Source organism: Streptomyces sp. NPDC058291 (genome assembly GCF_042880855.1).
GTDB lineage: Bacteria > Actinomycetota > Actinomycetes > Streptomycetales > Streptomycetaceae > Streptomyces.
Map to the genome: position 1 here is coordinate 1 of NZ_JBHVYK010000016.1, position 25,791 is coordinate 25,791.

General features: G+C 72.3%; 25 protein-coding genes and 2 pseudogenes. 15 read left to right on the plus strand and 12 right to left on the minus strand.

Annotated features, from left to right (window positions below):
• Positions 1-673: 673 nt before the first annotated feature.
• The 5 genes from ACFVYK_RS10785 (at position 674) to yjfF (ending at position 6,644) form a co-directional block, all read left to right on the plus strand.
• A complete protein-coding gene (locus tag ACFVYK_RS10785; RefSeq protein ID WP_389771327.1) occupies positions 674-1,720 on the plus strand; it encodes a LacI family DNA-binding transcriptional regulator in 1,047 nt (348 codons plus the stop codon).
• 135 nt (positions 1,721-1,855) lie between these two features.
• Positions 1,856-2,863 carry an ABC transporter substrate-binding protein gene (locus ACFVYK_RS10790; protein ID WP_389771330.1) on the plus strand — a complete coding sequence of 336 codons (1,008 nt, stop codon included), beginning with the start codon at positions 1,856-1,858 and terminating at the stop codon, positions 2,861-2,863.
• A gap of 96 nt (positions 2,864-2,959) precedes the next feature.
• Complete coding sequence (locus ACFVYK_RS10795; protein ID WP_389771333.1) at positions 2,960-4,492, plus strand: sugar ABC transporter ATP-binding protein; 1,533 nt, start codon at positions 2,960-2,962, stop codon at positions 4,490-4,492.
• Positions 4,489-5,610, plus strand: coding sequence for an ABC transporter permease (locus tag ACFVYK_RS10800; RefSeq protein ID WP_389771335.1), 1,122 nt, complete (start codon positions 4,489-4,491; stop codon positions 5,608-5,610). Before ACFVYK_RS10795 ends, ACFVYK_RS10800 begins: the two co-directional genes overlap by 4 nt.
• Positions 5,610-6,644, plus strand: a complete 1,035-nt coding sequence (gene yjfF / locus ACFVYK_RS10805; protein ID WP_389771338.1) for a galactofuranose ABC transporter, permease protein YjfF — start codon at positions 5,610-5,612, stop codon at positions 6,642-6,644. The genes ACFVYK_RS10800 and yjfF overlap by 1 nt, the downstream gene beginning before the upstream one ends.
• A 13-nt stretch (positions 6,645-6,657) precedes the next feature.
• Here yjfF and ACFVYK_RS10810 read toward each other — a convergent pair whose 3' ends face one another.
• Entirely contained in the window at positions 6,658-7,062 is a 405-nt protein-coding gene (locus ACFVYK_RS10810) for an ATP-binding protein (protein ID WP_389771340.1), read from the minus strand.
• 194 nt (positions 7,063-7,256) lie between these two features.
• Between ACFVYK_RS10810 and ACFVYK_RS10815 the strand changes: the two genes are divergently transcribed.
• The 3 genes from ACFVYK_RS10815 to ACFVYK_RS10825 are packed head-to-tail and all read left to right on the plus strand — an operon-like array spanning position 7,257 to position 8,787.
• A complete protein-coding gene (locus tag ACFVYK_RS10815; RefSeq protein WP_389771342.1) occupies positions 7,257-7,799 on the plus strand; it encodes a GntR family transcriptional regulator in 543 nt (180 codons plus the stop codon).
• Positions 7,796-8,590 (plus strand): GntR family transcriptional regulator, encoded by a 795-nt coding sequence (locus ACFVYK_RS10820; RefSeq protein WP_389771345.1) that lies wholly within the window; start codon positions 7,796-7,798, stop codon positions 8,588-8,590. Before ACFVYK_RS10815 ends, ACFVYK_RS10820 begins: the two co-directional genes overlap by 4 nt.
• A complete protein-coding gene (locus ACFVYK_RS10825) occupies positions 8,587-8,787 on the plus strand; it encodes a hypothetical protein (RefSeq protein WP_389771348.1) in 201 nt (66 codons plus the stop codon). The genes ACFVYK_RS10820 and ACFVYK_RS10825 overlap by 4 nt, the downstream gene beginning before the upstream one ends.
• Before the next feature lie 512 nt (positions 8,788-9,299).
• Here ACFVYK_RS10825 and ACFVYK_RS10830 read toward each other — a convergent pair.
• Entirely contained in the window at positions 9,300-9,818 is a 519-nt protein-coding gene (locus ACFVYK_RS10830) for a MarR family winged helix-turn-helix transcriptional regulator (protein WP_389771351.1), read from the minus strand.
• A gap of 100 nt (positions 9,819-9,918) precedes the next feature.
• Here ACFVYK_RS10830 and ACFVYK_RS10835 point away from each other — a divergent pair, with 100 nt between their 5' ends.
• Positions 9,919-10,938, plus strand: a complete 1,020-nt coding sequence (locus ACFVYK_RS10835) for an NADP-dependent oxidoreductase (RefSeq protein WP_389771354.1) — start codon at positions 9,919-9,921, stop codon at positions 10,936-10,938.
• A gap of 299 nt (positions 10,939-11,237) precedes the next feature.
• Here ACFVYK_RS10835 and ACFVYK_RS10840 read toward each other — a convergent pair whose 3' ends face one another.
• Positions 11,238-12,413, minus strand: coding sequence for a serine hydrolase domain-containing protein (locus ACFVYK_RS10840; protein ID WP_389771358.1), 1,176 nt, complete (start codon positions 12,411-12,413; stop codon positions 11,238-11,240).
• A gap of 422 nt (positions 12,414-12,835) precedes the next feature.
• On the opposite strand from ACFVYK_RS10840, the gene ACFVYK_RS10845 reads away from it, so the two are divergent.
• Together ACFVYK_RS10845 and ACFVYK_RS10850 are read left to right on the plus strand one after the other, a co-directional pair.
• Entirely contained in the window at positions 12,836-13,633 is a 798-nt protein-coding gene (locus ACFVYK_RS10845; RefSeq protein WP_389771361.1) for an EI24 domain-containing protein, read from the plus strand.
• A 237-nt stretch (positions 13,634-13,870) separates the two neighbouring features.
• On the plus strand, positions 13,871-14,152 hold the full coding sequence (locus tag ACFVYK_RS10850) for a fibronectin type III-like domain-contianing protein (RefSeq protein ID WP_389771364.1): 282 nt from the start codon (positions 13,871-13,873) through the stop codon (positions 14,150-14,152).
• A gap of 87 nt (positions 14,153-14,239) precedes the next feature.
• Here the strand turns inward: ACFVYK_RS10850 and ACFVYK_RS10855 are convergent, their stop codons facing one another.
• Positions 14,240-15,217, minus strand: coding sequence for an aldose epimerase family protein (locus ACFVYK_RS10855; RefSeq protein ID WP_389771367.1), 978 nt, complete (start codon positions 15,215-15,217; stop codon positions 14,240-14,242).
• Positions 15,218-15,232: 15 nt separating this feature from the next.
• On the minus strand, positions 15,233-16,135 hold the full coding sequence (locus ACFVYK_RS10860; RefSeq protein ID WP_389771370.1) for an SGNH/GDSL hydrolase family protein: 903 nt from the start codon (positions 16,133-16,135) through the stop codon (positions 15,233-15,235).
• A 265-nt stretch (positions 16,136-16,400) separates the two neighbouring features.
• Between ACFVYK_RS10860 and ACFVYK_RS10865 the strand changes: the two genes are divergently transcribed.
• On the plus strand, positions 16,401-16,895 hold the full coding sequence (locus ACFVYK_RS10865; RefSeq protein ID WP_389771373.1) for a DUF3145 domain-containing protein: 495 nt from the start codon (positions 16,401-16,403) through the stop codon (positions 16,893-16,895).
• A 128-nt stretch (positions 16,896-17,023) separates the two neighbouring features.
• Here ACFVYK_RS10865 and ACFVYK_RS10870 read toward each other — a convergent pair whose 3' ends face one another.
• The 5 genes from ACFVYK_RS10870 to fasR all read right to left on the minus strand — a co-directional run bounded on the left by ACFVYK_RS10870 (position 17,024) and on the right by fasR (position 21,953).
• Entirely contained in the window at positions 17,024-18,304 is a 1,281-nt protein-coding gene (locus tag ACFVYK_RS10870) for a beta-ketoacyl-[acyl-carrier-protein] synthase family protein (RefSeq protein WP_389771375.1), read from the minus strand.
• A 104-nt stretch (positions 18,305-18,408) separates the two neighbouring features.
• Positions 18,409-18,657, minus strand: coding sequence for an acyl carrier protein (locus ACFVYK_RS10875; protein WP_019067091.1), 249 nt, complete (start codon positions 18,655-18,657; stop codon positions 18,409-18,411).
• An 81-nt stretch (positions 18,658-18,738) separates the two neighbouring features.
• Positions 18,739-19,734 (minus strand): ketoacyl-ACP synthase III, encoded by a 996-nt coding sequence (locus tag ACFVYK_RS10880; protein ID WP_389771379.1) that lies wholly within the window; start codon positions 19,732-19,734, stop codon positions 18,739-18,741.
• A 9-nt stretch (positions 19,735-19,743) separates the two neighbouring features.
• The gene (locus ACFVYK_RS10885; RefSeq protein WP_389771382.1) at positions 19,744-20,661 is read right to left on the minus strand and encodes an ACP S-malonyltransferase; all 918 of its coding nucleotides are present in this window, start codon (positions 20,659-20,661) and stop codon (positions 19,744-19,746) included.
• An 89-nt stretch (positions 20,662-20,750) separates the two neighbouring features.
• The gene (gene fasR, locus ACFVYK_RS10890) at positions 20,751-21,953 is read right to left on the minus strand and encodes a fatty acid biosynthesis transcriptional regulator FasR (RefSeq protein WP_389771384.1); all 1,203 of its coding nucleotides are present in this window, start codon (positions 21,951-21,953) and stop codon (positions 20,751-20,753) included.
• Between the two features lie 129 nt (positions 21,954-22,082).
• Here fasR and ACFVYK_RS10895 point away from each other — a divergent pair.
• Positions 22,083-22,733, plus strand: a pseudogene (locus ACFVYK_RS10895) (pirin family protein); the annotation flags it as partial.
• 17 nt (positions 22,734-22,750) lie between these two features.
• On the opposite strand, the gene ACFVYK_RS10900 reads toward ACFVYK_RS10895, so the two are convergent.
• Together ACFVYK_RS10900 and ACFVYK_RS10905 are read right to left on the minus strand one after the other, a co-directional pair.
• The gene (locus ACFVYK_RS10900) at positions 22,751-23,569 is read right to left on the minus strand and encodes a serine hydrolase domain-containing protein (protein WP_389771387.1); all 819 of its coding nucleotides are present in this window, start codon (positions 23,567-23,569) and stop codon (positions 22,751-22,753) included.
• Positions 23,570-23,588: 19 nt separating this feature from the next.
• A complete protein-coding gene (locus ACFVYK_RS10905; RefSeq protein WP_389771389.1) occupies positions 23,589-24,071 on the minus strand; it encodes a GNAT family N-acetyltransferase in 483 nt (160 codons plus the stop codon).
• A 97-nt stretch (positions 24,072-24,168) separates the two neighbouring features.
• On the opposite strand from ACFVYK_RS10905, the pseudogene ACFVYK_RS10910 reads away from it, so the two are divergent.
• Both ACFVYK_RS10910 and ACFVYK_RS10915 read left to right on the plus strand, forming a co-directional pair.
• A pseudogene (locus ACFVYK_RS10910) lies at positions 24,169-24,642 on the plus strand (MerR family transcriptional regulator); the annotation flags it as partial.
• 122 nt (positions 24,643-24,764) lie between these two features.
• Complete coding sequence (locus tag ACFVYK_RS10915) at positions 24,765-25,781, plus strand: aldo/keto reductase (RefSeq protein ID WP_389771392.1); 1,017 nt, start codon at positions 24,765-24,767, stop codon at positions 25,779-25,781.
• Positions 25,782-25,791 lie beyond the last annotated feature (10 nt).

Sequence of the window (25,791 nt, forward strand, 5' to 3'; positions counted from 1 at the left end):
GTGCCGCCTGCCGTCGGCCGCGTGCCGCCTGCCGTCGGCCGCGTGCCGCCTGCCGTCGGCCGCGTGCCGCCTGCCGTCGGCCGCGTGCCGCGTGCCGCCTGCCGTCGGCCTCCTACCGTCGGCTGTGGGCCGTGGCGCAGGTCCGCGGCCGGTTCCGGTGCGGTCGAGCTCGGTGAGCCGTGGCCGGGATGCGTCGCGTCGGAGCCTCGTGCGGGGCGCCGGGCCGGGCGCCCGAGGTGTGGACGGCTCGTCCAGGGCGGTGTGATCGGTGTTTCCCTGGCCGGGATTCGTCCGGCCCGTGCCCGGTTCCCGCTCTCGGCCGGTCGGGCGGCCCCCGGGCGCGGGGTCGGCCGGCGTCGGCGCTTCGGCGCGTCCTCAGGGGTCTGACCAGGGGTGATGGGTCGAGGCGCTATGACGCGTTATGGAACCGTGACGACGTATGGCTGCAGCCCTCTTGACCGCCGCGAATTGTTAGCGCTCACAATGACCTCCGCATTCACCAGTCAACGCCCAACGCCGGGGGAGGAGCGAGCGTCGTGCCGACATCGCCTCGACTCGTCCTTTCCCCCGCAGCCGTCGGGCTCTCCGGGATCCCGGAGTGACGTCCGCGGCGCGGAACCGTCCGCCCGCAGCGCAGGCCGTGTCGACGAACGACAGTCAAGGAGGGGCGCCCGTGGCACACACCCGGCTTCGGCCGCCCACCATGGCCGACGTGGCGCGTCAGGCCGGCGTGTCCCACCAGACCGTGTCCCGGGTGCTGGGGGACCACCCCAACGTGCGGGACGCGACACGGGCCCGAGTGCTGCGCGCGATCGAGGAGATGGGCTATCGCCGCAACTTCTCCGCGCGGGCCCTGGCCACCCGCCGCACCCGGACGCTGGGCGTGGTCGCCTCCGACACCACCCTGTACGGACCGGCCAGCACGCTGTTCGCGCTGGAGGAGGCGGCGCGTGCCGAGGGATACCTCGTCTCGACGGTCAGTCTGCGCAAACTGACCATGGACAGTCTGGCCGAGGCCCTGGACCACCTCAGCGAGGGCGGCGTCGAAGGGGTGGTCGCCATCGCGCCGCAGCGGTCGGCGGTGGACGCCCTCGCCGAACTGCGCCACCCGTTCCCCGTCGTGATCGTGGGCGGCGGGCCGGGTGTGGACATCGCCGGCGTCGGCGTGGACCAGCATCTGGGGGCACGGCTGGCCACCGGCCACCTGCTGGCCGCCGGCCACCGCACGGTCTGGCATCTCGCCGGGCCCGAGGACTGGCAGGAGGCGGCCGACCGAGCCGCCGGCTGGCGGGACACCCTCGAAGCGGCGGGCGTCGAGCCGCCCATGCTGCTGCGCGGCGACTGGAGTCCGCTGTCGGGCTACCGTGCGGGCCAGGAACTGGCCGGCTGGGTGGGCCGGGGGCTGACCGCGGTCTTCGTCGCCAACGACCAGATGGCGCTGGGGGTGTTGCGGGCCCTGCGGGAAGCGGGGGTGCGCACGCCCCAGGACGTCGCGGTGGTCGGCTTCGACGACATCCCGGAGGCGGAGTTCTTCGCTCCGCCGCTGACCACCGTCCGGCAGGACTTCTCGGCGGTGGGCAAGCGGGGCATCGCCCTGCTCCTCGACCAGATCGAGGGCCGGCCGCCCTCCGTCACTCCCCGGGTGGCGATCGAACCCCAGCTCGTCGTCCGGGCCAGTACCTTCCCCTCCGCCGCCCAGCCGGACGGCACACCTCTCTGACGAACCCGTCGGCCGACCCGCTCCGGCAGTGTGGCCGAAATCCCGAACAGTGATCGACAGGCTGGACGCAGTGCAGCCGGTCCCGTCAAGTACCAGCAGGTCCGTCCCCGGGCCGGCTCTTCAAAGGAGAAGAACATGCTCAGCAGAAGGAACTTCCTCACCGCGGCGGTCGGCGTGGCGGCGGCGGGCGGTCTGACGGCCTGTGCCAAGAAGGACGACAACTCCTCCGGCTCCTCCTCCTCGGGCGGCAGCAAGACGATCACGCTGGGCTTCTCCCAGGTCGGCTCGGAGAGCGGCTGGCGCAGCGCCAACACCACCTCGGTGAAGGACGCGGCCAAGGAGGCGGGGTACAACCTCAAGTTCTCCGACGCCCAGCAGAAGCAGGAGAACCAGATCTCCGCGATCCGCAGCTACATCGCCCAGAAGGTCGACGTCATCGCCTTCTCGCCGGTCGTCGTCACCGGCTGGGACGCGGTCCTCAAGGAGGCCAAGGCCGCGAAGATCCCCGTCGTCCTCACCGACCGTTCGGTGGAGACCTCGGACGACTCCCTGTACGTCACGCTGGTCGGCTCCGACTTCACCGACGAGGGCCGCCGCGCCGGCAAGATCCTGGAGAAGGTCCTGGAGAAGGCCGGCCACAAGGGCGCGGTGAAGATCGCCCAGCTGGAGGGCACCACCGGCGCCGCTCCGGCCATCGAGCGCGCCAAGGGCTTCAAGGAGGTCATGGACGCCGGCCACAAGGACGACTGGAAGATCGTCGTCAGCCAGACCGGTGACTTCACCCGCGCCGGCGGCAAGCAGGTCATGGCGGCCTTCCTGCAGTCGAACCCGGACATCAACGTCCTGTTCGCGCACAACGACGACATGGCCATCGGCGCCATCCAGTCCATCGAGGCGGCGGGCAAGAAGCCCGGCAAGGACATCCTGATCGTCTCGATCGACGGCGTGAAGGACGGCTTCGTGGCCATGTCCGAGGGCAAGATCAACGCCATCGTCGAGTGCAACCCGCTGCTCGGCCCGCAGCTGATGGACACCGTGAAGAAGGTCAAGGCCGGCGAGACGGTCGAGCGCTGGATCAAGACCAAGGAGGGCGACTTCCTGCAGGACCAGGCCAAGGCCGCGCTCCCGAGCCGCAAGTACTGAACCGACGCACCCACCGGCGGGGAGCCCGCGGCCGACCGAGCGCCATCGGTCCCGGGGCTCCCTGCGGGCCTGACCAATCTCATGAGGAGCGCTGCCATGGCAGAGCCGCGGCCCGTCCTGGAAATGACGGGCATAGTCAAGGAGTTTCCGGGGGTACGGGCTCTGTCGGACGTCGACTTCCGGCTCTTCCCCGGCGAGATCCACGCCCTGATGGGCGAGAACGGGGCGGGCAAGTCCACCCTCATCAAGGTGCTCACCGGCGTCTACTCCCTGGACGGCGGCACGATCACCCTGGACGGTCGGTCCGTGCGGATCGCCAGCCCGCTGCAGGCCCAGCAGGCCGGCATCAGCACGGTCTACCAGGAGGTCAACCTCTGCCCCAACCTGTCGGTGGCGGAGAACATCTTCATCGGGCGTGAACCGACCCGCATGGGCCGCATCCAGTGGAAGCGGCTGCGCCGGGAGGCGGCGGAGCTGGTGGACCGGCTCGGGCTGGACATCGACGTCGGCGCGCCCCTGTCCTCGTACCCACTGGCCGTCCAGCAACTGGTCGCGATCGTCAGGTCGTTGAACACCGGCGACGGCGAGGGACCCGGCACCAAGGTGCTGGTCCTCGACGAGCCGACGTCCAGCCTCGACCGCGACGAGGTCCTCCAACTCTTCGCCCTGATGCGGCGGTTGAGGGAAGAGGGCGTCGCGATCCTGTTCGTCTCGCACTTCCTCGACCAGATCTACGAGGTCTGCGACCGGATGACCGTGCTGCGCAACGGCACGCTGGTCGGCGAGCACATGGTGAGCGACCTCGACCAGGTCGGCCTCGTCCAGCTCATGCTCGGCAAGGCCATGGGCCAGCTGGACGAGCTGCACGAACAGCAGCTGCACGCCGACGCGGGCGACACACTGCTGCACGCCCAGGGTCTGGGCCGGGCCGGCGGCATCGCGCCGTTCGACCTGGAGATCAGGAAGGGCGAGGTGATCGGGCTCGCCGGCCTCCTCGGATCGGGCCGCACCGAACTCGCCCGGCTGCTGTTCGGCGCCGACCAGCCGGACACCGGCACGGTGACGATCGAGGGCAGAAGCGTCTCCATGAGCGCCCCGAACGACGCGATCGGCGCGGGCGTCGCGTTCTGCTCGGAGAACCGCAAGAGCGAGGGCCTGGTGCCCGAACTGACGGTGCGGGAGAACATCATCCTGGCCCTGCAGGCCTCGCGCGGCTGGACCAGGCCGATCCCGGCCGCCCAGCGCGACGAACTGGTCGCCAAGTACATCAAGGCCCTCGACATCCGCCCGGCCGACCCCGAGGCCAGGGTGGGCCGGCTCAGCGGCGGCAACCAGCAGAAGGTGCTGCTGGCCCGCTGGCTGATCACCCAGCCGAAGCTGCTGATCCTCGACGAGCCGACGCGCGGCATCGACATCGGCGCCAAGGCGGAGATCCAGAAGCTCGTCGTCTCGCTCTCCGAGGAGGGCGTGTCCGTGCTGTACATCGCGGCCGAGCTGGAGGAGGTGCTCCGGCTCAGCCACACCATCGGAGTGCTGCGCGACCGCCGGCTGGTGGCGCAGATCGCCAACGGGCCCGACATCACCACGAGCCGGATCCTGGAGACCATCGCGAGCGGAGAGCACCAGTGACCACCGAGCCGACCACCTCTTCCCCGTGGCGGACGCTGACCCGCCACCACCTGTTCTGGCCCGTGGCGGTCCTCGTCCTCCTGCTGCTCGTCAACGTCCCCTTCACGCCCGACTTCTTCTCGATCAGGATGGCCGACGGCCACCTCTACGGCAGCCTCGTCTCGATCGTGCTGTTCGGCTCGCCCCTCATCCTGGTGGCGGTCGGCATGACGCTGGTCATCGCCACCGGCGGCATCGACCTCTCCGTCGGCGCGGTGGTCGCCATCACCGGAGCGCTGGCCTGCTCGTACATCAGCGACCAGCACGACCAGGGCGCGCTGTCCGGGGTGCTGCTCGCGATGGGCCTCGGCCTGCTGGCCGCGGTCGTCTGCGGGCTGTGGAACGGCTTCCTGGTGGCCCGGATGGGCATTCAGCCGATCATCGCGACGCTGATCATCATGGTCGCCGGACGCGGTGTCGCCCAGCTGATCACGGACGGCCAGATCATCACGATCAACAGCGAGCCGTACAAGCTGATCGGCGGCGGCTACTGGCTGACCCTGCCGTTCTCCATCTTCGTGGTGGCCGTCGTGGTGGCCGTCACCGTGGCGCTGACCCGACGCACGGCGCTCGGCCTGCTGGTCGAGGCGGTCGGCGGCAACGCCGAGGCCAGCCGCCTGGTCGGCATCAGGTCCCGCCGCATCAAGATCATGGTCTATATGTTCTGCGCGCTGTGCGCGGGCATCGCCGGACTGATGATCAGCTCCAACACCTCGGCCGCCGACGGCAACAACGCCGGCCTGTGGATCGAACTCGACGCGATCCTCGCCGTGGTGATCGGCGGCACCTCGCTGCTCGGCGGCCGGTTCTCCATCGGCGGCACGGTGGTGGGCGCCCTCGTCATCCAGACGCTGACCACCACGATCTACACCATCGGCGTGCCGACCCAGACCAACCTGGTCTTCAAGGCCGCCGTCGTCATCGTCGTCTGCCTGCTGCAGTCCCCGAAGTTCCGCGCCAAGGTCTTCGGTGCGAAGTTCGCCGGCCGGTTCGGCGCGAAGGGCGGCGCCAAGCCGGCCGCGGCTCCGGCCGACCCCGCCGCGGCGACCGAGGCCGCTCCCAAGATGGAGGTGTCGTGATGACCGCGACCACCCAGGGCCCCACGGCCTCCGACAGCCGTACCCCGTCCGCGTCCTCGTCCCGGGCGGCCCGGCTGCTCGGCGACCGGAGGCTGCCCGTCGCGGTGACGGCCCTGCTCTTCCTGCTCATGTACGGCGGGGGCCTGGCCCGGTACCAGTACTACGGGTTCGCCGAACCGCAGGTCTTCCTGAACCTGTTCATCGACAACGGCTACCTGCTGGTCGCCGCGGTCGGCGTCACCTTCGTCATCCTGTCCGGCGGCATCGACCTCTCCGTCGGCTCGATGATCGGCTTCACCACGATGTTCACGGCCTGGCTGGTGGAGCGCCAGGGCCTGCCGCTGCTGCTGGTGATCCCCCTGGCGCTGGGCGTCGGCGCCTTCGGCGGCTTCCTCATGGGCTATGTGATCCACAACTTCGAGATCCAGCCCTTCATCGTGACCCTCGCCGGCCTCTTCCTCTTCCGCGGTCTGTGCCTGGTCATCAGCAAGGAGTCGATCTCCATCGGCGACTCCACCGTGAGCAGCCTGGCCCAGGCGCAGGCCTCGCTCGGGGTGGGGTTCCTGTCCATCGGCGCGATCGTCTCCCTGGTCGTCCTCGCCGTGGCGTTCTACGTCCTGCACTACACCCGCTTCGGGCGCCGGGTGTACGCCATCGGCGGCAACGAGCAGTCGGCCATGCTGATGGGTCTCCCGCAGGGCGGCACCAAGATCGCCGTGTACACGGTGAGCGGGTTCTGCTCGGCGCTCGCCGGGCTGCTGTTCACCCTCTACATCCAGTCCGGCGACCCGCTGCACGCGACCGGCATGGAACTCGACGCGATCGCCGCGGTCGTCATCGGCGGCACGCTGTTGACGGGCGGCTCCGGATACGTCCTGGGCACCCTCTTCGGCGTCCTCGTGCTGGGCCTGATCAAGAGCATCATCCAGTTCGAGGGCACGCTCAGCTCCTGGTGGACCAAGATCGCCACCGGTGTGCTGCTGTGCGCGTTCATCCTGGTCCAGCGGTTCATGACGACCCGTAAGAGGACCTGAGCCGCCGGCGGCGTCAGACACCGCCGTCCGTCTCGCCGTCCGTCTTGAAGACCACCCACACCGTCTTGCCGATGACGTGTTCGGTGACGCCCAGGTCGTCCGACACCTCTCGGGCCAGGTGCAGCCCCCGGCCCGAGCAGGCGTCCTCGGCCGGCGGGCCCGCGGGGGCCGGGTGGTCGCCGGTGTCGCGCACCGCGAGCCGCAGCAGCGGGCCGTCGAGGGTGAGCGTCACGCAGTACTGCCTGCCCGGCGGCACGCCGTGCAGAAGGGCGTTGGTGGCCAGTTCCGACGCGCACAGCGTGACGTCGTCCAGCCGGTCGAGGCGGTCCCAGTCCATGAGGACCTGGTGGACGAAGGTGCGGGCGGCCCCTACCGAGGCGCGCGAGCGGGGGAAACGACGTTGCCGTGACAAGGGCACGGGGGGCACCTCCGTGGCTCAGGGGCGTCCTGCGGCGACACCTTACTGTTGTTCGCGAAAGGCAACAAGGCGCCTGAGGGTGGCGCTGCCGGTGGCTGAGGGTGGCTCGAGGGTGGCGGTCGGCGGACGGGGCGAGTCGCCTACCGTGTAGGACGGCAGGGTCGGGAAAACGGTCGGCCGTACAGGAGGACGTCGTGGGTGGGAGCGGTTGGGTCAGCACGTCGTTGCCGTATCTGACGCCCCGGCTCGCCGGGCAGGGCGACGCCTGGGCGGCCGAGGCGGCGGCGCGGGGGCGGCGCGGCGCCCAGCGCATCCTGCACGCCGGCGAGGTGCCCGCGCCCGCCGAGGTGGCGGAGCTGCTCGGCGTTCCCGAGGGCGAGCCCGTCGTGGTGCGTCGGCGCCTGATCCTCCTGGACGACCGGCCCAGCGAGCTGACGGACACCTACTACCCGGCCGCCATAGCCGCCGGCACCCGTCTCGCCGGAACCGCCAAGATCCCCGGCGGCGCCCTCACCCTGCTCGCCGAACTCGGCCACGTCGGCGCCCTGGTCCGCGAGGACGTCACGGCCGGGATGCCGGACGACGAGGAGCGCGAGGCCCTGGGCACGGCCCCCGGCGAGCCGGTCCTGCGGCTGGTCCGGCTCACCCTGGACCGCGACGACCGGCCGATCCAGGCCGACCGTATGGTGATGCCTGCCCTACGGCAGAGGCTGCGCTACCAGATCAGGATCGGATGACCGTGCCCAAGGCAGACCCGGAAGCCGTCGACCGCCGCTCCCTGCACGAGCGCATCGCGGCCGATCTGCGCGACGACATCATGAGCGGAGAGCTCGCCCCCGGCGCCAACCTGCCCACCACAGCCCAGCTCAAGGAGCGTTTCGAGGCGTCGAGCGCGACCGTGCAGAAGGCCTTGCAGCTGCTCAAGGACGAGCGCCTGGTGATCGGTCGCGCGGGTGCCGCCGTCACCGTCCGCGAGCACCGCCAGCGCACCGTCCGGCCCGCATCCCTCATGGCGCCGGGCGGCCCCGGGGAGCCCTACCGGTGGCTCGCCGAGGCGGCCAAGCACGGCACGCACGCCCGCGTCGAACTCCTCGACGTGACGCAGGCCCGCCCGCCCGCCGACGTCCGCGCCGCCCTCGGTCTCCCGCCGGACGGCGTGGCGATGCTGCGCCGCCAGATACTCCTCGTCGACGACGAGCCCGCCGAACTCGTCGAGGCCTACTACCCGCTGGACATCGCCCGGGGCACGCCCCTGGCCGAGGGGCGCAGGATCCGGGGCGGCGCCCCCGCCGTGCTGGCCGGACTGGGCCACGCGCCCCGCCGCAGCACGGACCGCGTCTCCGCCCGCGTGCCCACCCAGGACCAGTACCGGGTCCTGCGCCTCACCAGCAGCACGCCGGTGCTGCGCACGCTGCGCGTGGTCACCGACGACGCCGGCCGTCCCGTCGAGGTGACGGTGATGGTCAAGGCGGGCCATCTCTACGAGTTGCAGTACGAGTTCACGGCGGATGAGCGGGGGGAGGCGTGATCGCGTCCGTCCTCGCGGGGGTCCTGGTCCTGGTCCTCGTCCTGGTCCTCGGCGGCTGCGCCTGCGTCTGGTGGGCGGCCCGCGGCGGCCCGCGCCCGGTGCGCGCCGTGGCCGTCGCGACCCTCGCCGCGGGCGAACTCGTCCGGCAGGCGAACCGCACCGCCGGCAAGCGCCCGCGACCGACCCCGGACGACTGACACCGGCCGGGGCGGCCGGCCCCGGGTGGGTCCCGGCTCAGGCGGGGGCGAGTGCCGGGTGGTCCCGGCCTCGGGTGGTCCCGGCTCAGGCGGGGGCCAGTGCCCGGCGGTCCCGCCCAGGTGGGGGGCGAGTGCCGGGCGGTCCCGGCCGGCGCCCGCGACCGACCCCGGACGACTGACACCGGCCGGGGACGACGGGAAGCGTCGCCCTCGGGCCGGGCGGGGCGGCCGGCCCCGGGTGGGTCCCGGCTCAGGCGGGGGCCAGTGCCGGGTGGTCCCGGCCTCGGGTGGTCCCGGCCCAGACGGGGGCCAGTGCCCGGCGGTCCCGCCCAGGTGGGGGGGCGAGTGCCGGGCGGTCCCGGCCTCGGGTGGTCCCGGCCCAGACGGGGGCCAGTGCCCGGCGGTCTCGGCCCCGGGTGGTCAGCGCCGGGCGGTCCCGCCCAGGCGGGGGGCCAGTGCCGGGCGGTCTCGGCCCGGGGGGGCCAGTGCCGGGCGGTCTTGGCCCCGGGGGGTCAGTGCCGGGCGGTCTCGGTCGTGAGCATGCGGTGCAGGAGTCGGCGCAGCGCCAGCCGCTCCTCCTCGGCCAGCCCCGCCAACGGCTCGCGGGCGAACCGCAGCGACTCGCGCAGCCCCCTGGCGATCCGCCGGCCCTCCTCGGTGGCCGCCGCCAGCTTCACCCGGCGGTCGGCCGGGTCGGGGCGCCGCTCCACCAGACCGCGCGACTCCAGCCGGTCGACGATGCCGGTCACGTTCGACGGCTCGCACTTCAGCTTCTGCGCCAGCTTGCGCATCGGCAGCGGTTCCAGCGAGAGCAGGCTCAGCAGCCGCGCCTGGGCGCCGGTGAGCGAGTGGTCGGCCGCGGCGTCCTCGTAGTCCTCGTAGAAACGGGCCACGACCTCCCCGATCAGCTCCACGACCTCCAGCGTCAGGGCGTCGGGGTGCGTGGTCGGACCGGTCGGCCCGGACGCCCGTGAGGGTGCCGGCGAGGTCGGATGTGAGGGCGCCGGCGAGGTCGGATGTGAGGCGGGCATGGATCGAGGGTACCCCGTTACTTGACATCCTGAAATATCCAGGCGCATGGTTGTTTCAGGTAGTGAAGCATTTTCGAGCGTGTGAAAGGCAGCCTCTCCCATGACTGACTCGGCCCTCCCCACCACCAGCCGCGAATGGCGTCTGCTCAGCCGCCCCGTCGGCTGGCCGAAGCCCGAGGACTTCGAGCTCGCCGAGGCGGAGATCCGCCGCCCCGGCCCGGGTGAGGTGCTGGTGCGCAACGCGTTCGTCTCCGTCGACCCGTACATGCGCGGCCGCATGAGCAGCGCCAAGTCCTACGTCGCCCCCTTCGAGCTGGGCAAGGCCATGCAGGGCGGCGCGGTCGGCGAGGTCGTCGCCTCCGAGGCCGAGGGCGTCGAGGCCGGCGACCACGTCCTGCACTTCGGCGGCTGGCGCGAGTACGCCACCTTCGACGCCCGGCAGGCCGTCAAGGTGGACCCCGAGGCCGCGCCGCTCTCCACCTACCTCGGCGTGCTCGGCATGACCGGCCTGACCGCCTACGCCGGTCTGCTGCGCACGGCCGCGTTCAAGGAGGGCGACTCCGTCTTCGTGTCGGGCGCGGCCGGCGCCGTCGGCAGCCAGGTCGGCCAGATCGCCCGGCTCAAGGGCGCCTCCCGCGTCATCGGCTCGGCCGGCTCGGACGACAAGGTCAAGCTCCTCGTCGAGGAGTACGGCTTCGACGCGGCCTTCAACTACAAGAACGGCCCCGTCGCCGAGCAGCTGCGCGCGGCCGCCCCCGACGGCATCGACGTCTACTTCGACAACGTCGGCGGCGACCATCTGGAGGCCGCCATCGGCTCCCTCAACGAGAAGGGCCGCATCGCGATCTGCGGCATGATCTCGGTCTACAACAACACCGAGCCCGCCCCGGGCCCGAAGAACCTCGCCCGCCTCATCCAGACCCGCGGCCGCATCGAGGGCTTCCTCGTCGGCGACCACTACGACCTGCAGCCGCAGTTCGTCCAGGAGGTCGGCGCCTGGGTCCGCTCCGGTGAGCTGAAGTACCGCGAGACGGTCGTCGAGGGCATCGAGAACAACCTGGAGGCGTTCCTCGGGGTCCTGCGCGGCGACAACACCGGAAAGATGATCGTCAAGCTCTGACCGCCAACGGCCGCGAACGACCGCCAACGGCCGCGAACGACCGCCAACGGCCGCGAACCGCCGCAAACCGCCGTGCGGCGACACCGGCACGGCCGTGTGCCCGTCGCCCGCCGCCCGCCGTAGGGCGCCCGGCGCCCGGCGTCGCGTACGCCGAAGGCCGCACTCCCGGGAAGACCCGGCGGTTTCCAGGGGTCGTTGCAACACGTGGTCGGTTGTCCAGGCCGCGAGCAGTTGAGACAGGCGCTCGGCTGGGGTTTCCCAGCCGAGCGTTGTGCGTGGGGTGCGGCCTTCGCCGGTCGTCAGCCGGCGGCCAGGGCCGCGCGGTGCACGGCGCCCGCGAGCCGGTCGTTCTCCGGGGCCGCGCCGCCCGGGAAGGCGAAACGCCGCCGCGTGTAGCCGTAGGCGAGCCCGCTGCGCGGGTCGGCGAACGCCTGGCAGCCGCCCGCCCCGCTGTGCCCGAACGCCCCGACGCCCAGAAACGGGTGCCAGGTGTCCGCGGTGGCCTGGAAGCCCAGCCCGTACGACTTGTGCGAGCGCGCCACCACGTCGTAGCCGACGGAGTGCAGTTGTCCGCACTCCGCCGCCGTGTCCTCCTTCAGCAGCGGCGCCTTCCCGCCGGCCTCGCTGATCGCCGCCGCGTACAGCCCGGCCAGCCCGCGCGCCGAGGCGACCCCGCCCACCGAGGCCGGCCCCCTGGCCCGGATCAGCGGGTCGTTCGGCAGGAGTTCCAGGTCGGTCGGCTCGGCGGCGTGGCGGTTGAAGGCGACGGCGGCGAGCGTGTGCGGGCCGCCGGGCAGGGAGTCCAGCAGGGCCCGCTGCTCCGCCGTCGGGGGCATTCGTTGCGCGGTGCGGAACCGCGGCTCGTGCGACGCCGGCAGCCCCAGGAAGAAGTCCAGGCCGTAAGGGAGCCGCACCCGCTCCTCGTACAGCTCCTGCAGCGTACGGCCCGTGGCCCGGCGCACGACCTCGCCGGTGAGCGCCCCGATGACCAGCGCGTGGTAGCCGAAGGCGGTGCCCGGCCGCCAGAACGGCCGCTGGTCGGCGAGACGTTCGGCGAGCTGCCGGTCGTCGGCCAGCTCCCGCGGCGAGAACCCGCCGTCCGTGCCCACCACGCCGGCCCGGTGGGCCAGCAGCTCGCGCAGGGTCAGCGCGCCCTTGCCCTCGGCGGCGAACTCCGGCCAGTAGTAGGTGACTTTGCGGTCCAGCTCCAGCGTGCCCTCCTGGACGAGCAGGGCGACCACCAGATACGCGGCGCCCTTGGTCGAGGAGTACACGCCGTAGAGGGAGTCGGGGCCGGCGCCGTCGCCGGGAGCCCACAGGTCGACGACCCGGCGGCCGTCCACATACGCGCACAACTGACCTTCGTAGTCGGGCTGTTCCTCCGCCACGAACGCGGCGAACTCCTCCCGTACCGCCTCGAATCCGTCGGCGACCGTGCCGTGGATCTCCTGTGTCGTCCGAGCCAAACGAGTCATGCGCTCTCCTCAACCAGCCCGCTGCTTGCCTGTGCCATGGTGATCAACGCCTGTGCGATCTGCGCCGGGGCGCCGGCGTGGGGACGAAACCGCGATCCGGGGCGCCGGCCGTGCGCGGGTGGACGACGGCTGCGGCGGCGCGCGCGGTCATCGGAACAGGTCGGGCCGGACAGGTGCCCGATGTGCGCACGTCCACCTCCTGGACTTGCCTGGATCGTTGCTTCCGGAGATCGGTACGGCGAGGTGTACCCGTTCGACTCAACTGCGAGAAGAGGGCGTCGGTGTCGTCGATGCCCCGGATGGCCTACGAGGCCGCCGACCCCGGCCCGGCCGCCGCCCGACGGAGAGTGCGCGCCCGCGCGGCCGGGGGCAGCGCGCACGGGGTGGCGGCCTGAAATGAGCACGACCGATAGAGTTCGGCCATGCGCGATCTCGGGGTGGGGTTCACATACCTCCTGAAGGGCCAGCGATGGGTGGCCCGGCACGGCAGGCAGTACGGGTTCGGGCTGGTCCCCGGGCTGCTGACGCTCGTCCTCTACGCGGCGGCGCTGGTGGCGCTCGCGGTGTGGGGCGAGGACTTCGTGGGCTGGGCGACGCCGTTCGCCGACGACTGGTCCACCCCCTGGGCCGGTCTCTTCCGCGGCTTCCTCACCGCCGTGCTGTTCGCCCTCGGCCTCCTCCTCGCCGTGCTCACCTTCACGGCGGTCACCCTGCTCATCGGGCAGCCCTTCTACGAGAGCCTCTCCGAGAAGGTCGACCGGGACGTCTCGCCCGACGGCACGACTCCGGAGTCGGGTCTGCCGCTCTGGCGCGAGCTGTGGGTCTCCGCCCGTGACAGCCTGCGCATCCTCCTGCGCGCCCTGGTGTGGGCGGTGCTGCTGTTCGCCCTCGGGTTCGTCCCGGTCGTCGGCCAGACGGTCGTCCCGGTGATGGGGTTCTTCGTCACCGGCTTCTTCCTCACCGAGGAACTCGTCGCCGTCTCCCTCCAGCGCCGGGACGTCGACCTGCGCGCCCGGCTCGCCCTGCTGCGCGCCCGCCGGACGCTGGTGTGGGGCTTCGGCACCCCTCTGGGCCTGGCCTTCCTGGTGCCCTTCGTCGCGGTGTTCCTGATGCCCGGCGCGGTCGCGGGCGCCACGCTGCTGGCCCGTGAGCTGCTCGGCGAGGAGATCTGCGAGGGGGATACGGCCGAGGCGGCCGAGGAGGAGAACGCCGCCTCGTGACGGAGGCGCGCGCCGGGGAGCCCGCAAGGGCCTCGACGAGAGCGCCGGCCCCCGCCTCGCGGCCCCGGCGTCAGCCCCGGGCCCGCTCCGTCGCCCCGAGCGCCGCCGTCGGATCGCCCGCACCCGGGCGACGATGCCCAGCCGGTTGCGCACGCACTGCACGAACTGCGGATCGGTCACCGACCCGGTCGCGGGGTCGGCGTTGCCGGCCGCGAACTGCGGCACCGGCGTGTGCACATGGCCGCCCGGCAGCGGGCCGGCCGGGAGGTCGTCCAGGTCTGTCCGGCCCCGACCGGGACGTCGGCGGCGCCCGAGCGTCCCGCCCGCCGGCTGGCCGGCTCCGCCGTCGTCGAAGCGGGGCCGGGGGAGAGCGCCGAGGTCGCCGTGCAGATCCCCGCCCGTTCCTTCGAGGTGGGGGACGAGGCGGACCACCGGTGGTCCTTTGTGAAAGGTTCGTACGAAATCCAGGTGGGCCGCTCGATCGCCGACCGCCGGATCACCGCGACGATTAACGTGTGATCGGCACGGCCGCCCGACCCGGCGCGGCCGTCGCCCCGTGAACAGCCCCGGCCCGGGACCTGACCCCTGGGCCGGGGCAACATCGTCCTAGCGGACCGAGAAGCCGTACACCGTCTGCGACCGGTAGACCTCGCCCGGCCGCAGCACGGTGCTCGGGAACTCCGGCCGGTTCGGGGAGTCCGGGAAGTGCTGGGTCTCCAGCGCGACGCCCTCGCCGGGCACGAACGGCTCGCCCAGGTGGTCGGCGGTGTACAGCTGCAGCCCCGGCTCGGTCGTCGACACCGTCAGGACCCGCCCGGACGCCGGGTCGTGCAGCTCGGCGACCTCGGCCGGCGTGTCCGTGACGCCCTTGTCGAGCACGAAGTTGTGGTCGTAGCCGGCGCCGATCTTGCGGGCCGTGCGGAAGTCGAAGGGGCCGTCGGCCACCGGCGCGAGCTCGCCCGTCGGGACCCGGTCGGCGTTCACCGGCGTGTACCGGGAGGCGGCCAGCCGCAGCTCGTGGCCGCCCGCGCCGCCGCTGCCGGGTCCGCCGAGGTTGAAGTAACTGTGGTTGGTCAGGTTCACCACCGTCGGCGCGTCGGTGACGGCACGGTAGGCGAACCGCAGCGCCCCCGACGCGTCCAGCGTGTACGTGGCCGTCACCTGCAGGCGCCCCGGGAAGCCCTCCTCGCCGTGTGCGGCGACCCGGCTGAGCCGCAGCCCGTGTTCGACCGGCTCCACGTCCCACACCCGCTTGTCGAACCCGCCCGGCCCGCCGTGCAGGGAGTTGGGCGCGTCGTTGGGCTCCAGCGCGTAGGTCACCCCGTCCAGCGGGAAGCGGGCCTGCGCGATCCGGTTGGCGTACCGCCCGACCAACGCGCCGAGGTAGGGCTCCGGATGGGCGAGGTAGCCCTCCAGGTCCGCGAAACCGAGCACCACGTCCGCCGCGTGGCCGTCCCGGCCGGGGACCTCGACGGACTGCACGATCCCGCCGTACGACAGAACCCGCACCCGCGTGCCCGCCCGCTCCAGGGTCCAGCGGTGCACCGGGGTGCCGTCGGAAAGTGTTCCGAAGTGTTCGCTCATGGGCGAAACCCTAAGTCACGAGGTCTTCCCGGTGACTCCTCGATAGGCCAGCTCCGCGAGCCGCGCCTGCCCGTCCCTGCTGGGGTGGAACCAGTCCCAGTGGCTCAGCTGGTCGGTGCCGAACCGGAAGTCGTACACCGCGCCCCCGTCGAACCGGCACCGCACGTCCTTCGCGCAGACGCCCTTCAGCACCGCGTTGTAGTCCTCCACCCGTTTCTGCACGGTGTCCCGCCGCAGGGTCGCCGCCGAGTCCAGCGCGTCCGCGTCGCCCAGCATCGACGGGCAGATGCCCAGCTTCCAGATCTGCTTGCCCAGCGCGTTCGTCCGCCCCTGCGACCACAGCCGCTTCAGGTTCGGCACGCTCGACACGTACACCTGCGTCTTCGGCAGCGCCCGGCGCAGCGTGCGCAGCGCGTCCTCGAACTGCGCGCGGAAGTCGGCCACCGGCGTCATCGCGGCCGTCGAGGCGCGGCACGCGTCGTTGGCCCCCGCCATCACCGTGACCAACTGCGGCTTGTCCAGCGCCGCCTGCGCCATCTGGGCCGGCAGGTCCGCCATGCGCGCCCCGGTCGCCGCGTGGTTCCAGCTGTGCGTGGCCGCCCTGGCCGGGCCCAGCAGCCGGACCGCGAGACTCTTCACGTCGGTGCTGCCGCCGGTCGCCCAGGACACCTCCGGACAGTCCGCGAGCACCGTACAGGCGTCGAACCCGCGCGTGATGGAGTCGCCCACCGCCGCGAGCGACGACGGGCTGGGGTCCCACAGCGGGGCCGGCGAAGCGGAGGGCTTCCCGTGGCGCGCCTGCGAGCCCGACGGCCCCGATCCGTCGCCGCCGCCCAGGGCGTCACAGCCCGCCAGGCCCAGGACAGCCGCCGTCGTGCCCGCGAGCACGGCCCGCACGTGCCGGTTTCGCTTCCGCATCCGCTGGTGTTCCCCTCACTCTTCGAACAACGCTCCCCCTAGGACAACGCACGGGAGTTCCCGGGCACATCACACCCACAAGATGGAACGCTTCCCACCCGTACAGGCGTCCTGCCGGGTGAATGGCGGAGGTTTCAGGGCATCGGGACCGACGGTACGTCACACTCCTTGCGCCGCCGCACGGTAGCCTCGCCATCAACGCGGCTGCCTGCCACCGCCGCCATTGCCAGCCAGCAAGACTGTCCCGCTCTGCCCGGAGGTCCCGGTGACGACACGTGGAGTTCTGTACGTGCACTCCGCGCCGCGCGCGCTGTGCCCGCACGTCGAGTGGGCCGTCGCCGGGGTGCTCGGCGCGCGCGTCGGCCTCGACTGGATCCGGCAGCCCGCCGCGCCCGGCACCTGGCGCTCGGAGTTCTCCTGGAAGGGCGAGGCCGGCACGGCGTCCAAGCTGGCGTCGGCGCTGAGAGGCTGGCATCTGCTGCGCTTCGAGGTCACCTCCGAGCCCTGCGCCACCGCCGAGGGCGAGCGCTACAGCTGCACCCCCGACCTCGGCATCTTCCACGCCGTCACCGGCATCCACGGCGACATCCTGATCCCGGAGGACCGCCTGCGCGCGGCCCTGCTGCGCAGCCGCCGCGGCGAGACGGAACTGGAGGGCGAACTCTCCAAGCTCCTCGGCAAGCCGTGGGACGACGAACTGGAGCCCTTCCGCCACGCGGGCGAGGGCGCCCCGGTGCGCTGGCTGCACCAGGTGGTCTGAGACCGGCCCGGGAACCGGTCGGCGTCACGCCTCCCCGCAGGGGCCGCGCGTCCGGACAGCCCGAAGGGGCCCCGCCTTTCGAAGGCGGGGCCCCTTCAGTGGTGTACGCGAGCGCGTACGGGCACGTCTCAGACCGTACGGAACGCCAGGACCACGTTGTGGCCGCCGAACCCGAACGAGTCGTTCAGGGCGGCGATACGGCCCTCCACGGGCAGCTTGCGGGCCTCGCCGCGCACGACGTCCGCGTTCGCCTCGGCCTCGGGGTCGATGTTCTCGACGTTGATGGTCGGCGGAGCGACCCGGTGGTACAGCGCGAGGACCGTCGCGACGGACTCGACGCCGCCCGCGCCGCCCAGCAGGTGACCGGTCATCGACTTGGTCGCCGAGACCGCCATGTGGTCCGCGTCCTCGCCGAAGACCTTGCGCAGCGCCTTCAGTTCGGCGATGTCGCCGGCCGGCGTCGAGGTGGCGTGCGCGTTGACGTGCACGATCTCGGCCGGGTCCAGGTCGGTGTTGTCCAGCAGGTTCTGCAGGGCGTGCGAGATGCCGCGGCCCTCCGGCTCCGGCTGCACGATGTCGTGGCTGTCGGCGGAGATGCCCTGCCCGACGGCCTCGGCGTAGACGCGGGCCCCGCGCGCGGCCGCGTGCTCGGCGGACTCCAGGACGATCACGCCGGCGCCCTCGCCCATGACGAAGCCGTCGCGGGCCACGTCGTAGGGGCGCGAGGCGCCCTGCGGGTCCTCGTTGTTCTTGGACATCGCCATCATGTTGCCGAACGCGGCGATGGGCAGCGGGTGGATCGCCGCCTCCGTGCCGCCGGCGACGACGATGTCGGCGCGGCCGGTGCGGATCATCTCGATGGCGTAGCCGATGGCCTCCGCGCCCGACGCGCACGCCGAGACCGGCGTGTGCACGCCCGCGCGGGCGCCCACCAGCAGACCCACGTTGGCGGAGGGGCTGTTGGGCATCAGCATGGGGACGGTGTGCGGGGAGACCCGTCGCACGCCCTTGTCCTTCAGGACGTCGTACTGGTCGAGGAGGGTGGTCACGCCGCCGATGCCGGAGGCGATGACCGCGCCCAGACGATCGGGCTCGACGTCGCCCTCGCTGCCTTCCTCGCCGGCCTTGCCGGAGAAGCCGGCGTCCTTCCAGGCCTCCTGGGCCGCGATCAGCGCGAACTGCGCCGAACGGTCCAGCTTGCGGGCCTGCGGCCGCGGGATGACCTCGAGAGGCTCCACCGCGACGCGGGCCGCGATACGGACGGCCTGGTCGGCCGCCCACTCCTCCTGCAGGGCCTTGACGCCGGACTTGCCGGCGACGAGACCCTCCCAGGTAGAGGCTGCGTCGCCACCCAGCGGTGTGGTTGCGCCGATACCGGTGACGACCACGGTGCGATTGGTCGGGCTCACGGATTCTTTCTCCAACGTTGCGAGGAGGACTACCCCCGCCTCAGCGGGGAGAACGGCGCCACCGCCGGGTGGCGGGGCAGTCCGGTCCAGGGGACCGGGTGGGATCAGCCCTGGTTCTTGAGGATGTAGTCGGTCGCGTCGCCGACCGTCTTGAGGTTCTTGACGTCCTCGTCCGGGATCTTGACGTCGAAGCGCTCTTCGGCGGCGACGACGACCTCGACCATGGACAGCGAGTCGACGTCCAGGTCGTCGGTGAAGGACTTGTCCAGCTGGACGTCCTCAACCGGGATGCCGGCGATCTCGTTCACGATGTCTGCGAGACCGGCGACGATCTCTTCCTGAGTGGCGGCCATGTTGGCGCTCCTTCGTAGATATCCAGAGGGTGTGGCATTGGGTGTGTCCCGTGCCGGACCGGATGATCCGGCACGGAGTGCCTAGGGGAGGGTAACGACAGTGGCGGCGTAGACGAGACCCGCCCCGAATCCGATGACGAGCGCGGTGTCGCCGCTCTTCGCCTCGCCGGTCGCCAGAAGCCGCTCCATCGCGAGCGGGATCGAGGCGGCCGAGGTGTTGCCGGTGGTGCGCACGTCACGGGCGACCGTGACGGACTCCGGCAGCTTGAGAGTCTTCACCATCGAGTCGATGATGCGCTCGTTGGCCTGGTGCGGGATGAAGACGTCGAGTTCGTCGGCGGTGACGCCGGCGGCGTCCAGCGCCTCCTTGGCGACCTTCGCCATCTCGAACACGGCCCAGCGGAAGACCGCCTGGCCCTCCTGCGTGATCGCGGGGAACTTGCCGGAGCTGTCGTACTCCGTCCACGGCACGGTCTGCTTGATGGTCTCCGACTTGTCGCCCTCGGAGCCCCAGACCGTCGGGCCGATCGCCGGCTCCTTGGAGGGGCCGACCACGACCGCGCCCGCGCCGTCGCCGAACAGGAAGGCCGTGGTGCGGTCCTCCAGGTCGGTCAGGTCGGACAGCCGCTCGACGCCGATGACGAGCACGTACTCGGCGGAACCTTCCACCACCATGCCCTTGGCGAGGGTCAGGCCGTAGCCGAAGCCCGCGCAGCCGGCCGAGATGTCGAACGCGGCGGCCTTGTCCGTGCCGAGCTTGTCGGCGATCTCGGTGGCCACGGCCGGCGTCTGCTTGAAGTGCGAGACGGTCGAGACGACCACCGCGCCGATCTGCTCGGCGGTGATCCCGGCGTCGGCGATCGCCTTGCCGGACGCCTCGACCGACATGGCGGCGACGGTCTCCTCGTCGTTCGCCCAGTGCCGGGTCTCGATGCCGGAACGGGAACGGATCCACTCGTCGGACGAGTCGATCGTCTCCAGGATGACCTCGTTGGGCACGACCCGGGTGGGCCGGTAGCCGCCGACCCCGAGGATGCGTGCGTAGGGGGAGCCCTTGCTGGGCCGGATCTTCGCCATCAGGGCTCCTCAGACGACGCCGTGCTCGGCGATGAGCTCGCGAGCGGCGTCGAGGTCGTCGGGGGTCTTCAGCGCCAGCGTCTTCACACCGGGCAGGGCGCGCTTGGCGAGACCGACCAGGGTGCCGCCGGGGGAGACCTCGACGAGCGCGGTCACGCCGAGCTCCTTGAAGGTCTCCATGCACAGGTCCCAACGGACCGGGTTGGCGACCTGGCCGACCAGCCGGTCCAGGATCTCGGCGCCGGTGGCGACGGCCCGTCCGTCCTTGTTGGAGACGTAGCGGACCGTCGGGTCGGCCGGGGCGAGCTCCGCGGCCGCCTTGGCCAGGGTCTCGACGGCGGGCGCCATGTGCCGGGTGTGGAAGGCGCCGGCGACCTTGAGCGGGACGACCTTGCGGACGCCTTCGGGCTTGTCCTCGGCCAGCGCGGCGAGCTGCTCCAGCGTGCCCGCGGCCACGATCTGGCCCGCGCCGTTGATGTTCGCCGGGGTCAGCCCCAGCTTCTCCAGATGCGCCACGGAGACCTCGGGGTCCCCGCCGAGCAGCGCGGACATGCCGGTCTCGGTGACGGCGGCGGCCTCGGCCATGGCCAGGCCGCGCTTGCGCACGAGGCCCAGCGCGACGGTGTCGTCCAGGACGCCGGCCAGGGCGGCGGCGGTGAACTCGCCGACGCTGTGACCCGCGACCGCGGCGGCGGACGCGTCGCCGAGCGCCGTGGCGGACAGGATTCCGGCGGCGACCAGCAGCGGCTGGGCCACCGCGGTGTCGCGGATCTCGTCCGCGTCGGCCTGCGTGCCGTAGTGGGCGAGGTCCAGGCCGATGGCGTCCGACCACGCGGCGACGCGGGCGGCGGCGCCGGGCAGTTCGAGCCAAGGAGTCAGGAAGCCGGGCGTCTGGGCGCCCTGGCCGGGAGCGACGAGTACGAGCACTCTCACACTCTCTCTTGGGGACGGCCGAAGCCGCCCGTGGGGACAGGGACGAAGAACGGCAGGGGGTTTTGTGGAGCTCCGACAAAAGGCTAGGTCTGAGGATCTCCGTCGGCCAGACGCCCCAGGATCAGCGCGATCCGGAGCGTGAACGCGGAGCGTACATCCGAAGGCGACCAGCCGGTGACGTCAGTCACACGTCGGAGCCGGTAGCGCACGGTGTTCGGGTGCACGAAGAGCATTCGGGCCGCCCCTTCGAGGCTGGACGCCTGTTCGAGGTATACGGAGAGCGTCTCCAGGAGCGCCGACCCGGCCTCCTCCAGCGGTCTGTAGATCTCCTCCACCAACTGCTCGCGCGCACCGGGATCACCGGCCATGGCGCGCTCCGGCAGCAGATCGTCCGCCAGCACCGGGCGGGGTGCGTCCTGCCAGGCGGAACAGGCCTTGAGGCCGGCCGCGGCGGCCTGTGCGGACCGGGTCGCGGCCAGCAGGTCGGGCACGACGGGTCCGGCCACGACGGGTCCCGCGGCGAACGGCCCGATCAGCGACTTGGCGACGGCGAGCGGGTTGTCGCTGCCGCCGGCGATCACCACCAGCCGGGTTCCGAGCACTCCGGTCAGCACCTGGAGCTTGGAGTGCCGCGAGGCCCGCCGGATGGCCTCCACGGTCAGCTCCGAGTCGCCGTCCGGGGCGGTGCCCAGGACGACGCACACATGTTCCGGCGAGTTCCAGCCGAGCGCGGCGGCCCGGCTCACGGCCCCCTCGTCGGCCTCGCCGCTCAGCACGGCGTTCACGACGAGCGACTCCAGCCGGGCGTCCCAGGCGCCGCGTGCCTCGGCGGCCTGGGCGTAGACCTGGGCGGTGGCGAAGGCGATCTCCCGGGCGTACACCAGGAGCGCCTCACGCAGCACGTTCTCGTCGCCGGGGGCCGCGACCTCGTCGATCGCGGACTCCATGACCTCGATCGTCGTCCGCACCATCTCGACGGTCTGCCGCAGCGTGATGGCCCGCGTCAGCTCGCGCGGGGCCGTGCCGAACACGTCGGTGGAGATGGCCTGCGGGGCGTCCGGGCGCCGGAACCACTCGGTGAAGGCGGCGATGCCCGCCTGGGCGACCAGTCCGATCCAGGAACGGTTCTCCGGGGGCATCGCCCGGTACCACGGCAGCGTCTCGTCCATCCGCGCGATGGCCTGGGCGGCGAGGCTTCCGGAGGACTTCTCCAGCCGCTTCAGCGTGGCGGGGTGGGAGTGGACGGCGACCGCGGGCTGGGGGCGACTCGTTTCTGGTTCGGGCACGTGGACAAGACTGCCTTATCGCCGCGCCTGCTCGCGCCGGTGGGTCGTCGCCGTTCCCGCCGGACACCGGGACCGCCGCGGGCCGGGCCCCCGCGCCAGGGTCGGCGCGGGTCTACCGTGGGTGCCGTGATGGACGTACGGCGCGCCGACGCGCGCTACCGAGGCGGAGACCCGGCCGCAGGCATCGAGTCGTGGCACGCGTTCTCCTTCGGCCCCCACTACGACCCCGGCAACCTGCGCTTCGGCCCGCTCATCGCCTGCAACGAGGAGCGCCTCGCCCCGGGCGCCGGGTTCGACGAGCACCCCCACAGCCACACCGAGATCGTGACCTGGGTCGTCGAGGGCGAGCTGACCCACCGCGACTCGGCCGGGCACGAGACCCGCGTGCGTCCCGGGGACGTGCAGCGGCTCAGCTCGGCCGGCGGGGTGCGGCACGTGGAACGCAACGACGCCGGCACGCCCCTGACCTTCGTCCAGATGTGGCTGGCCCCGCTGGACCCGGGCGGCGACCCGTCCTACGAGATCGTCCGGGGCATCGCCGACTCCACCCCGTACGCCGTCCCGCGGGCGGGCGCGATGCTGCACGTACGGCGACTGGGCGCCGGGGAGCGCACGGCGGTGCCGGACGCCCCCCAGGTCTACGTGCACGTGGTGCGCGGCGAGGTCCGCCTGGGAGACGACGAGCTGGCGCCCGGGGACGCGGCGCGCGTCACGGACGCCAGGGACCTGGAGGCGGTGGGGAGGACGGCGGCGGCGGAGGTGCTGCTGTGGGAACTGACCGGCCGGGAGCCGACCGGTCAGCCGATCTCCGCCAGCACCGCGTCCGTGAACGGCGGCCAGGCCTCGGCCGCCCACGGTCCGAAGGCGCGGTCGGCGAGCGCGACGGCCGCGACGCCCGCGTCGGGGTCCACCCACAGGAACGTGCCGGACTGACCGAAGTGCCCGAACGTGCGCGGGGACGACGAACTCCCGGTCCAGTGCGGCGACTTGGCGTCGCGGATCTCGAAGCCCAGCCCCCAGTCGTTGGGGTTCTGGTGCCCGTAGCCGGGCAGGACGCCCTTCGTTCCCGGGTACTGCACGGTCATCGCCGCCGCCACCGTCCGCGGATCCAGCAGCCGCGGCGCCTGGACCTCGGCCGCGAACCGCAGCAGGTCCTCGACCGTCGAGACGCCGTCCTTGGCGGGAGAGCCGTCGAGGGACGTCGCCGTCATCCCGAGCGGCTCCAGGACCGCCTGGCGCAGGTACTCCGCGAAGGGGATGTCCGTCGCCTTCGCGATGTGGTCGCCGAGCTGCTCGAACCCGGCGTTGGAGTAGAGGCGGCGCTCGCCGGGCGCGGCCGTCGTCCGGTGCTCGTCGAAGGCGAGCCCGGAGGTGTGCGCGAGGAGATGACGGACCGTGGACCCGGGCGGCCCCGCGGGCTCGTCCAGCTCCACCGCGCCCTCCTCGTACGCGACGAGGGCGGCGTACGCGGCGAGCGGCTTGGTGACCGAGGCCAGCGCGAAGCGCCGGTCGACGGGACCCCGGACGCCCAGGACCGTGCCGTCGGCCCGCACGACGCCCGCGGCGGCGGAGGGAACCGGCCAGTTCTCGATCAGCGCGAGACTCTTCAACGACATGCCGACGACCCTATGCGGCTCACATCAGCAGCTCCATCAAGGGGTCCGGCTTGGGCCGGAAGCCCAGCGAGGCGTAGAGGGGCGCCGCGTCCGCGGACGCGGTGAGCTGGATCCGCGCGACGCCCCGCGCCCGGAACCACGCCAGCAGCTCGTCCATGCAGGCGCGCGCGTACCCCCGGCGGCGCGCGTCGGGGTCCGTGGCGACGGAGAAGACGTACCCGACGGCCCCGTGCGGGTCGCCGGCCCGCCCGATGCGGTACTCGATCGTCCCGGCGACCAGCGCGGCCAACGCCCCGGCCCGCTCCGGATGGTCGACGACGAAGGCGGCGAAGCCCCCGTCCGGCTCGGACAGACGTCGGCGCAGCGTGGGCAGCGACTCGGCGTGCCAGTCGGCGGAACCGCCGCCGGAACCGCCGCCGGAGGACAGCGAGTCGATCATCACCTGGCGCAGCCGCAGCACTTCCGCGGCATCCTCGGGCAGGGCCCGGCGTACGGCACTCATGCCCGGCACGCTAACCGGCGCGATCGAGCCGCGTCCCCCGGTTTTCTTACCGTATCCGCTTGCTTGGAGCGCACTCGAAGGCCATAGCGTGGTGGTCATGACGGTGTTGCAGACCACGCCCGTGACCATCGAGCAGAGCCCCACCCCCGCGGACGTCTGCTCCGCGCCCCCGCCGCGGCACCCCCGCCCCGACGGGCAGGACAGCTACACGATCAGCGAGGTCGTCGCCTTCACCGGCCTGACGGCCCACACCCTGCGCTGGTACGAGCGGATCGGGCTGATGTCCCACATCGACCGCTCGCACACCGGCCAGCGCCGCTACAGCAACCGCGACCTGGACTGGCTCGACCTCGTCGGGAAGCTGCGGCTGACCGGCATGCCGGTCGCCGACATGGTGCGCTACGCCGAGCTGGTCCGCGAGGGCGACCACACGTTCGGCGACCGGTACGAGCTGCTGGAGAACACCCGGCGCGACGTCCGGGCCCGGATCGCCGAACTCCAGGACACGCTCGCCGTGCTGGACCGGAAGATCACCTTCTACGGGGACGCCACCCGCGCCCGGGCCTACGAGACCCGTCTGCACGAGGCCGAGCCCCAGCCCCGGCCCCAGTCTCCATCGCGGCCTCAAGCCCAGCCCCAGACCCAGACCCAGACCCACGAACCGCTGCTCCCCGCAGCGGAAAGGACCGCCCGATGACCTCCAGCACGATCCCGACGGCACGACTCGGCGAGAACGGTCCCGAGGTCGGTGTCCAGGGCCTCGGCTGCATGGGCATGAGCTTCGCGTACGGCCCCACGGACGCCGAGGCGTCCCGCGCCACCCTGGAACGGGCCCTGGAGCTGGGCGTCACGCTCTACGACACGGCCGACGCCTACGGCGCGGGCGAGAACGAGAAGTTCCTCTCCCCGTTCTTCAAGGCGCACCGCGACGAGGTCGTGATCGCCACCAAGTTCGCCCTGGCGATACCCCCGGAGGACCCCTCGCGGCGGATCATCCGCAACGACGCGCCCTACATCCGCCAGGCCGTCGAGGCGAGCCTGCGGCGCCTGGACGTCGACGTCATCGACCTGTACTACATGCACCGGCGCGATGTGGACGTGCCGATCGAGGACACCGTCGGCGTGATGGCCGACCTGGTGCGCGAGGGCAAGGTCAAGCAGCTCGGCCTGAGCGAGGTGACGGCCGCCGAACTGCGCGCGGCGCACGGCGTCCACCCCATCGCCGCCGTGCAGTCGGAGTGGTCGCTGTTCAGCCGGGACATCGAGGCGCACGTGGTGCCGGCCGCCCGCGAGCTCGGCGTGAGCCTGGTGCCGTACTCCCCGCTCGGCCGGGGCTTCCTCACCGGCTCCTTCGCCGACGCCGCGACGGACCTCACCGCCGACGACTTCCGCCGTCAGCAGCCCCGGTTCACCGGCGAGAACGCGGCCGCCAACGCGGCGCTGCTGGAGCCGGTCCGCGCGGTGGCCGAGGCCCACGACGCCTCGCCCGGCCAGATCGCCCTGGCCTGGGTGCAGCAGCGGAGCGCGGTGCACGGCCTGCCGGTGATCCCGATTCCGGGCACCCGCAAGCCGGGCCGGGTGGAGGAGAACACGGCGGCGACGGCGATCGTGCTGAGCGACGAGGAACTGGACCTGCTGGAGCCGATCTCGGCGAAGGTGGCCGGCGACCGCTACGCGGACATGCGGTTCGCCTCCGCCGGACGCGAGTGACGCCCCCGCC

Coding starts and splice junctions, on each gene's coding strand:
- ACFVYK_RS10790 (WP_389771330.1), top strand. CDS start 1,856: ATGCTCAGCAGAAGGAACTTCCTCACCGCGGCGGTCGGCGTGGCGGCG.
- ACFVYK_RS10795 (WP_389771333.1), top strand. CDS start 2,960: ATGGCAGAGCCGCGGCCCGTCCTGGAAATGACGGGCATAGTCAAGGAG.
- yjfF (WP_389771338.1), top strand. CDS start 5,610: ATGACCGCGACCACCCAGGGCCCCACGGCCTCCGACAGCCGTACCCCG.
- ACFVYK_RS10820 (WP_389771345.1), top strand. CDS start 7,796: ATGACCGTGCCCAAGGCAGACCCGGAAGCCGTCGACCGCCGCTCCCTG.
- ACFVYK_RS10830 (WP_389771351.1), bottom strand. CDS start 9,818: ATGCCCGCCTCACATCCGACCTCGCCGGCGCCCTCACATCCGACCTCG.
- ACFVYK_RS10835 (WP_389771354.1), top strand. CDS start 9,919: ATGACTGACTCGGCCCTCCCCACCACCAGCCGCGAATGGCGTCTGCTC.
- ACFVYK_RS10840 (WP_389771358.1), bottom strand. CDS start 12,413: ATGACTCGTTTGGCTCGGACGACACAGGAGATCCACGGCACGGTCGCC.
- ACFVYK_RS10845 (WP_389771361.1), top strand. CDS start 12,836: ATGCGCGATCTCGGGGTGGGGTTCACATACCTCCTGAAGGGCCAGCGA.
- ACFVYK_RS10850 (WP_389771364.1), top strand. CDS start 13,871: ATGGCCGCCCGGCAGCGGGCCGGCCGGGAGGTCGTCCAGGTCTGTCCG.
- ACFVYK_RS10855 (WP_389771367.1), bottom strand. CDS start 15,217: ATGAGCGAACACTTCGGAACACTTTCCGACGGCACCCCGGTGCACCGC.
- ACFVYK_RS10860 (WP_389771370.1), bottom strand. CDS start 16,135: ATGCGGAAGCGAAACCGGCACGTGCGGGCCGTGCTCGCGGGCACGACG.
- ACFVYK_RS10875 (WP_019067091.1), bottom strand. CDS start 18,657: ATGGCCGCCACTCAGGAAGAGATCGTCGCCGGTCTCGCAGACATCGTG.
- ACFVYK_RS10880 (WP_389771379.1), bottom strand. CDS start 19,734: ATGGCGAAGATCCGGCCCAGCAAGGGCTCCCCCTACGCACGCATCCTC.
- ACFVYK_RS10900 (WP_389771387.1), bottom strand. CDS start 23,569: ATGTCGTTGAAGAGTCTCGCGCTGATCGAGAACTGGCCGGTTCCCTCC.
- ACFVYK_RS10905 (WP_389771389.1), bottom strand. CDS start 24,071: ATGAGTGCCGTACGCCGGGCCCTGCCCGAGGATGCCGCGGAAGTGCTG.
- ACFVYK_RS10915 (WP_389771392.1), top strand. CDS start 24,765: ATGACCTCCAGCACGATCCCGACGGCACGACTCGGCGAGAACGGTCCC.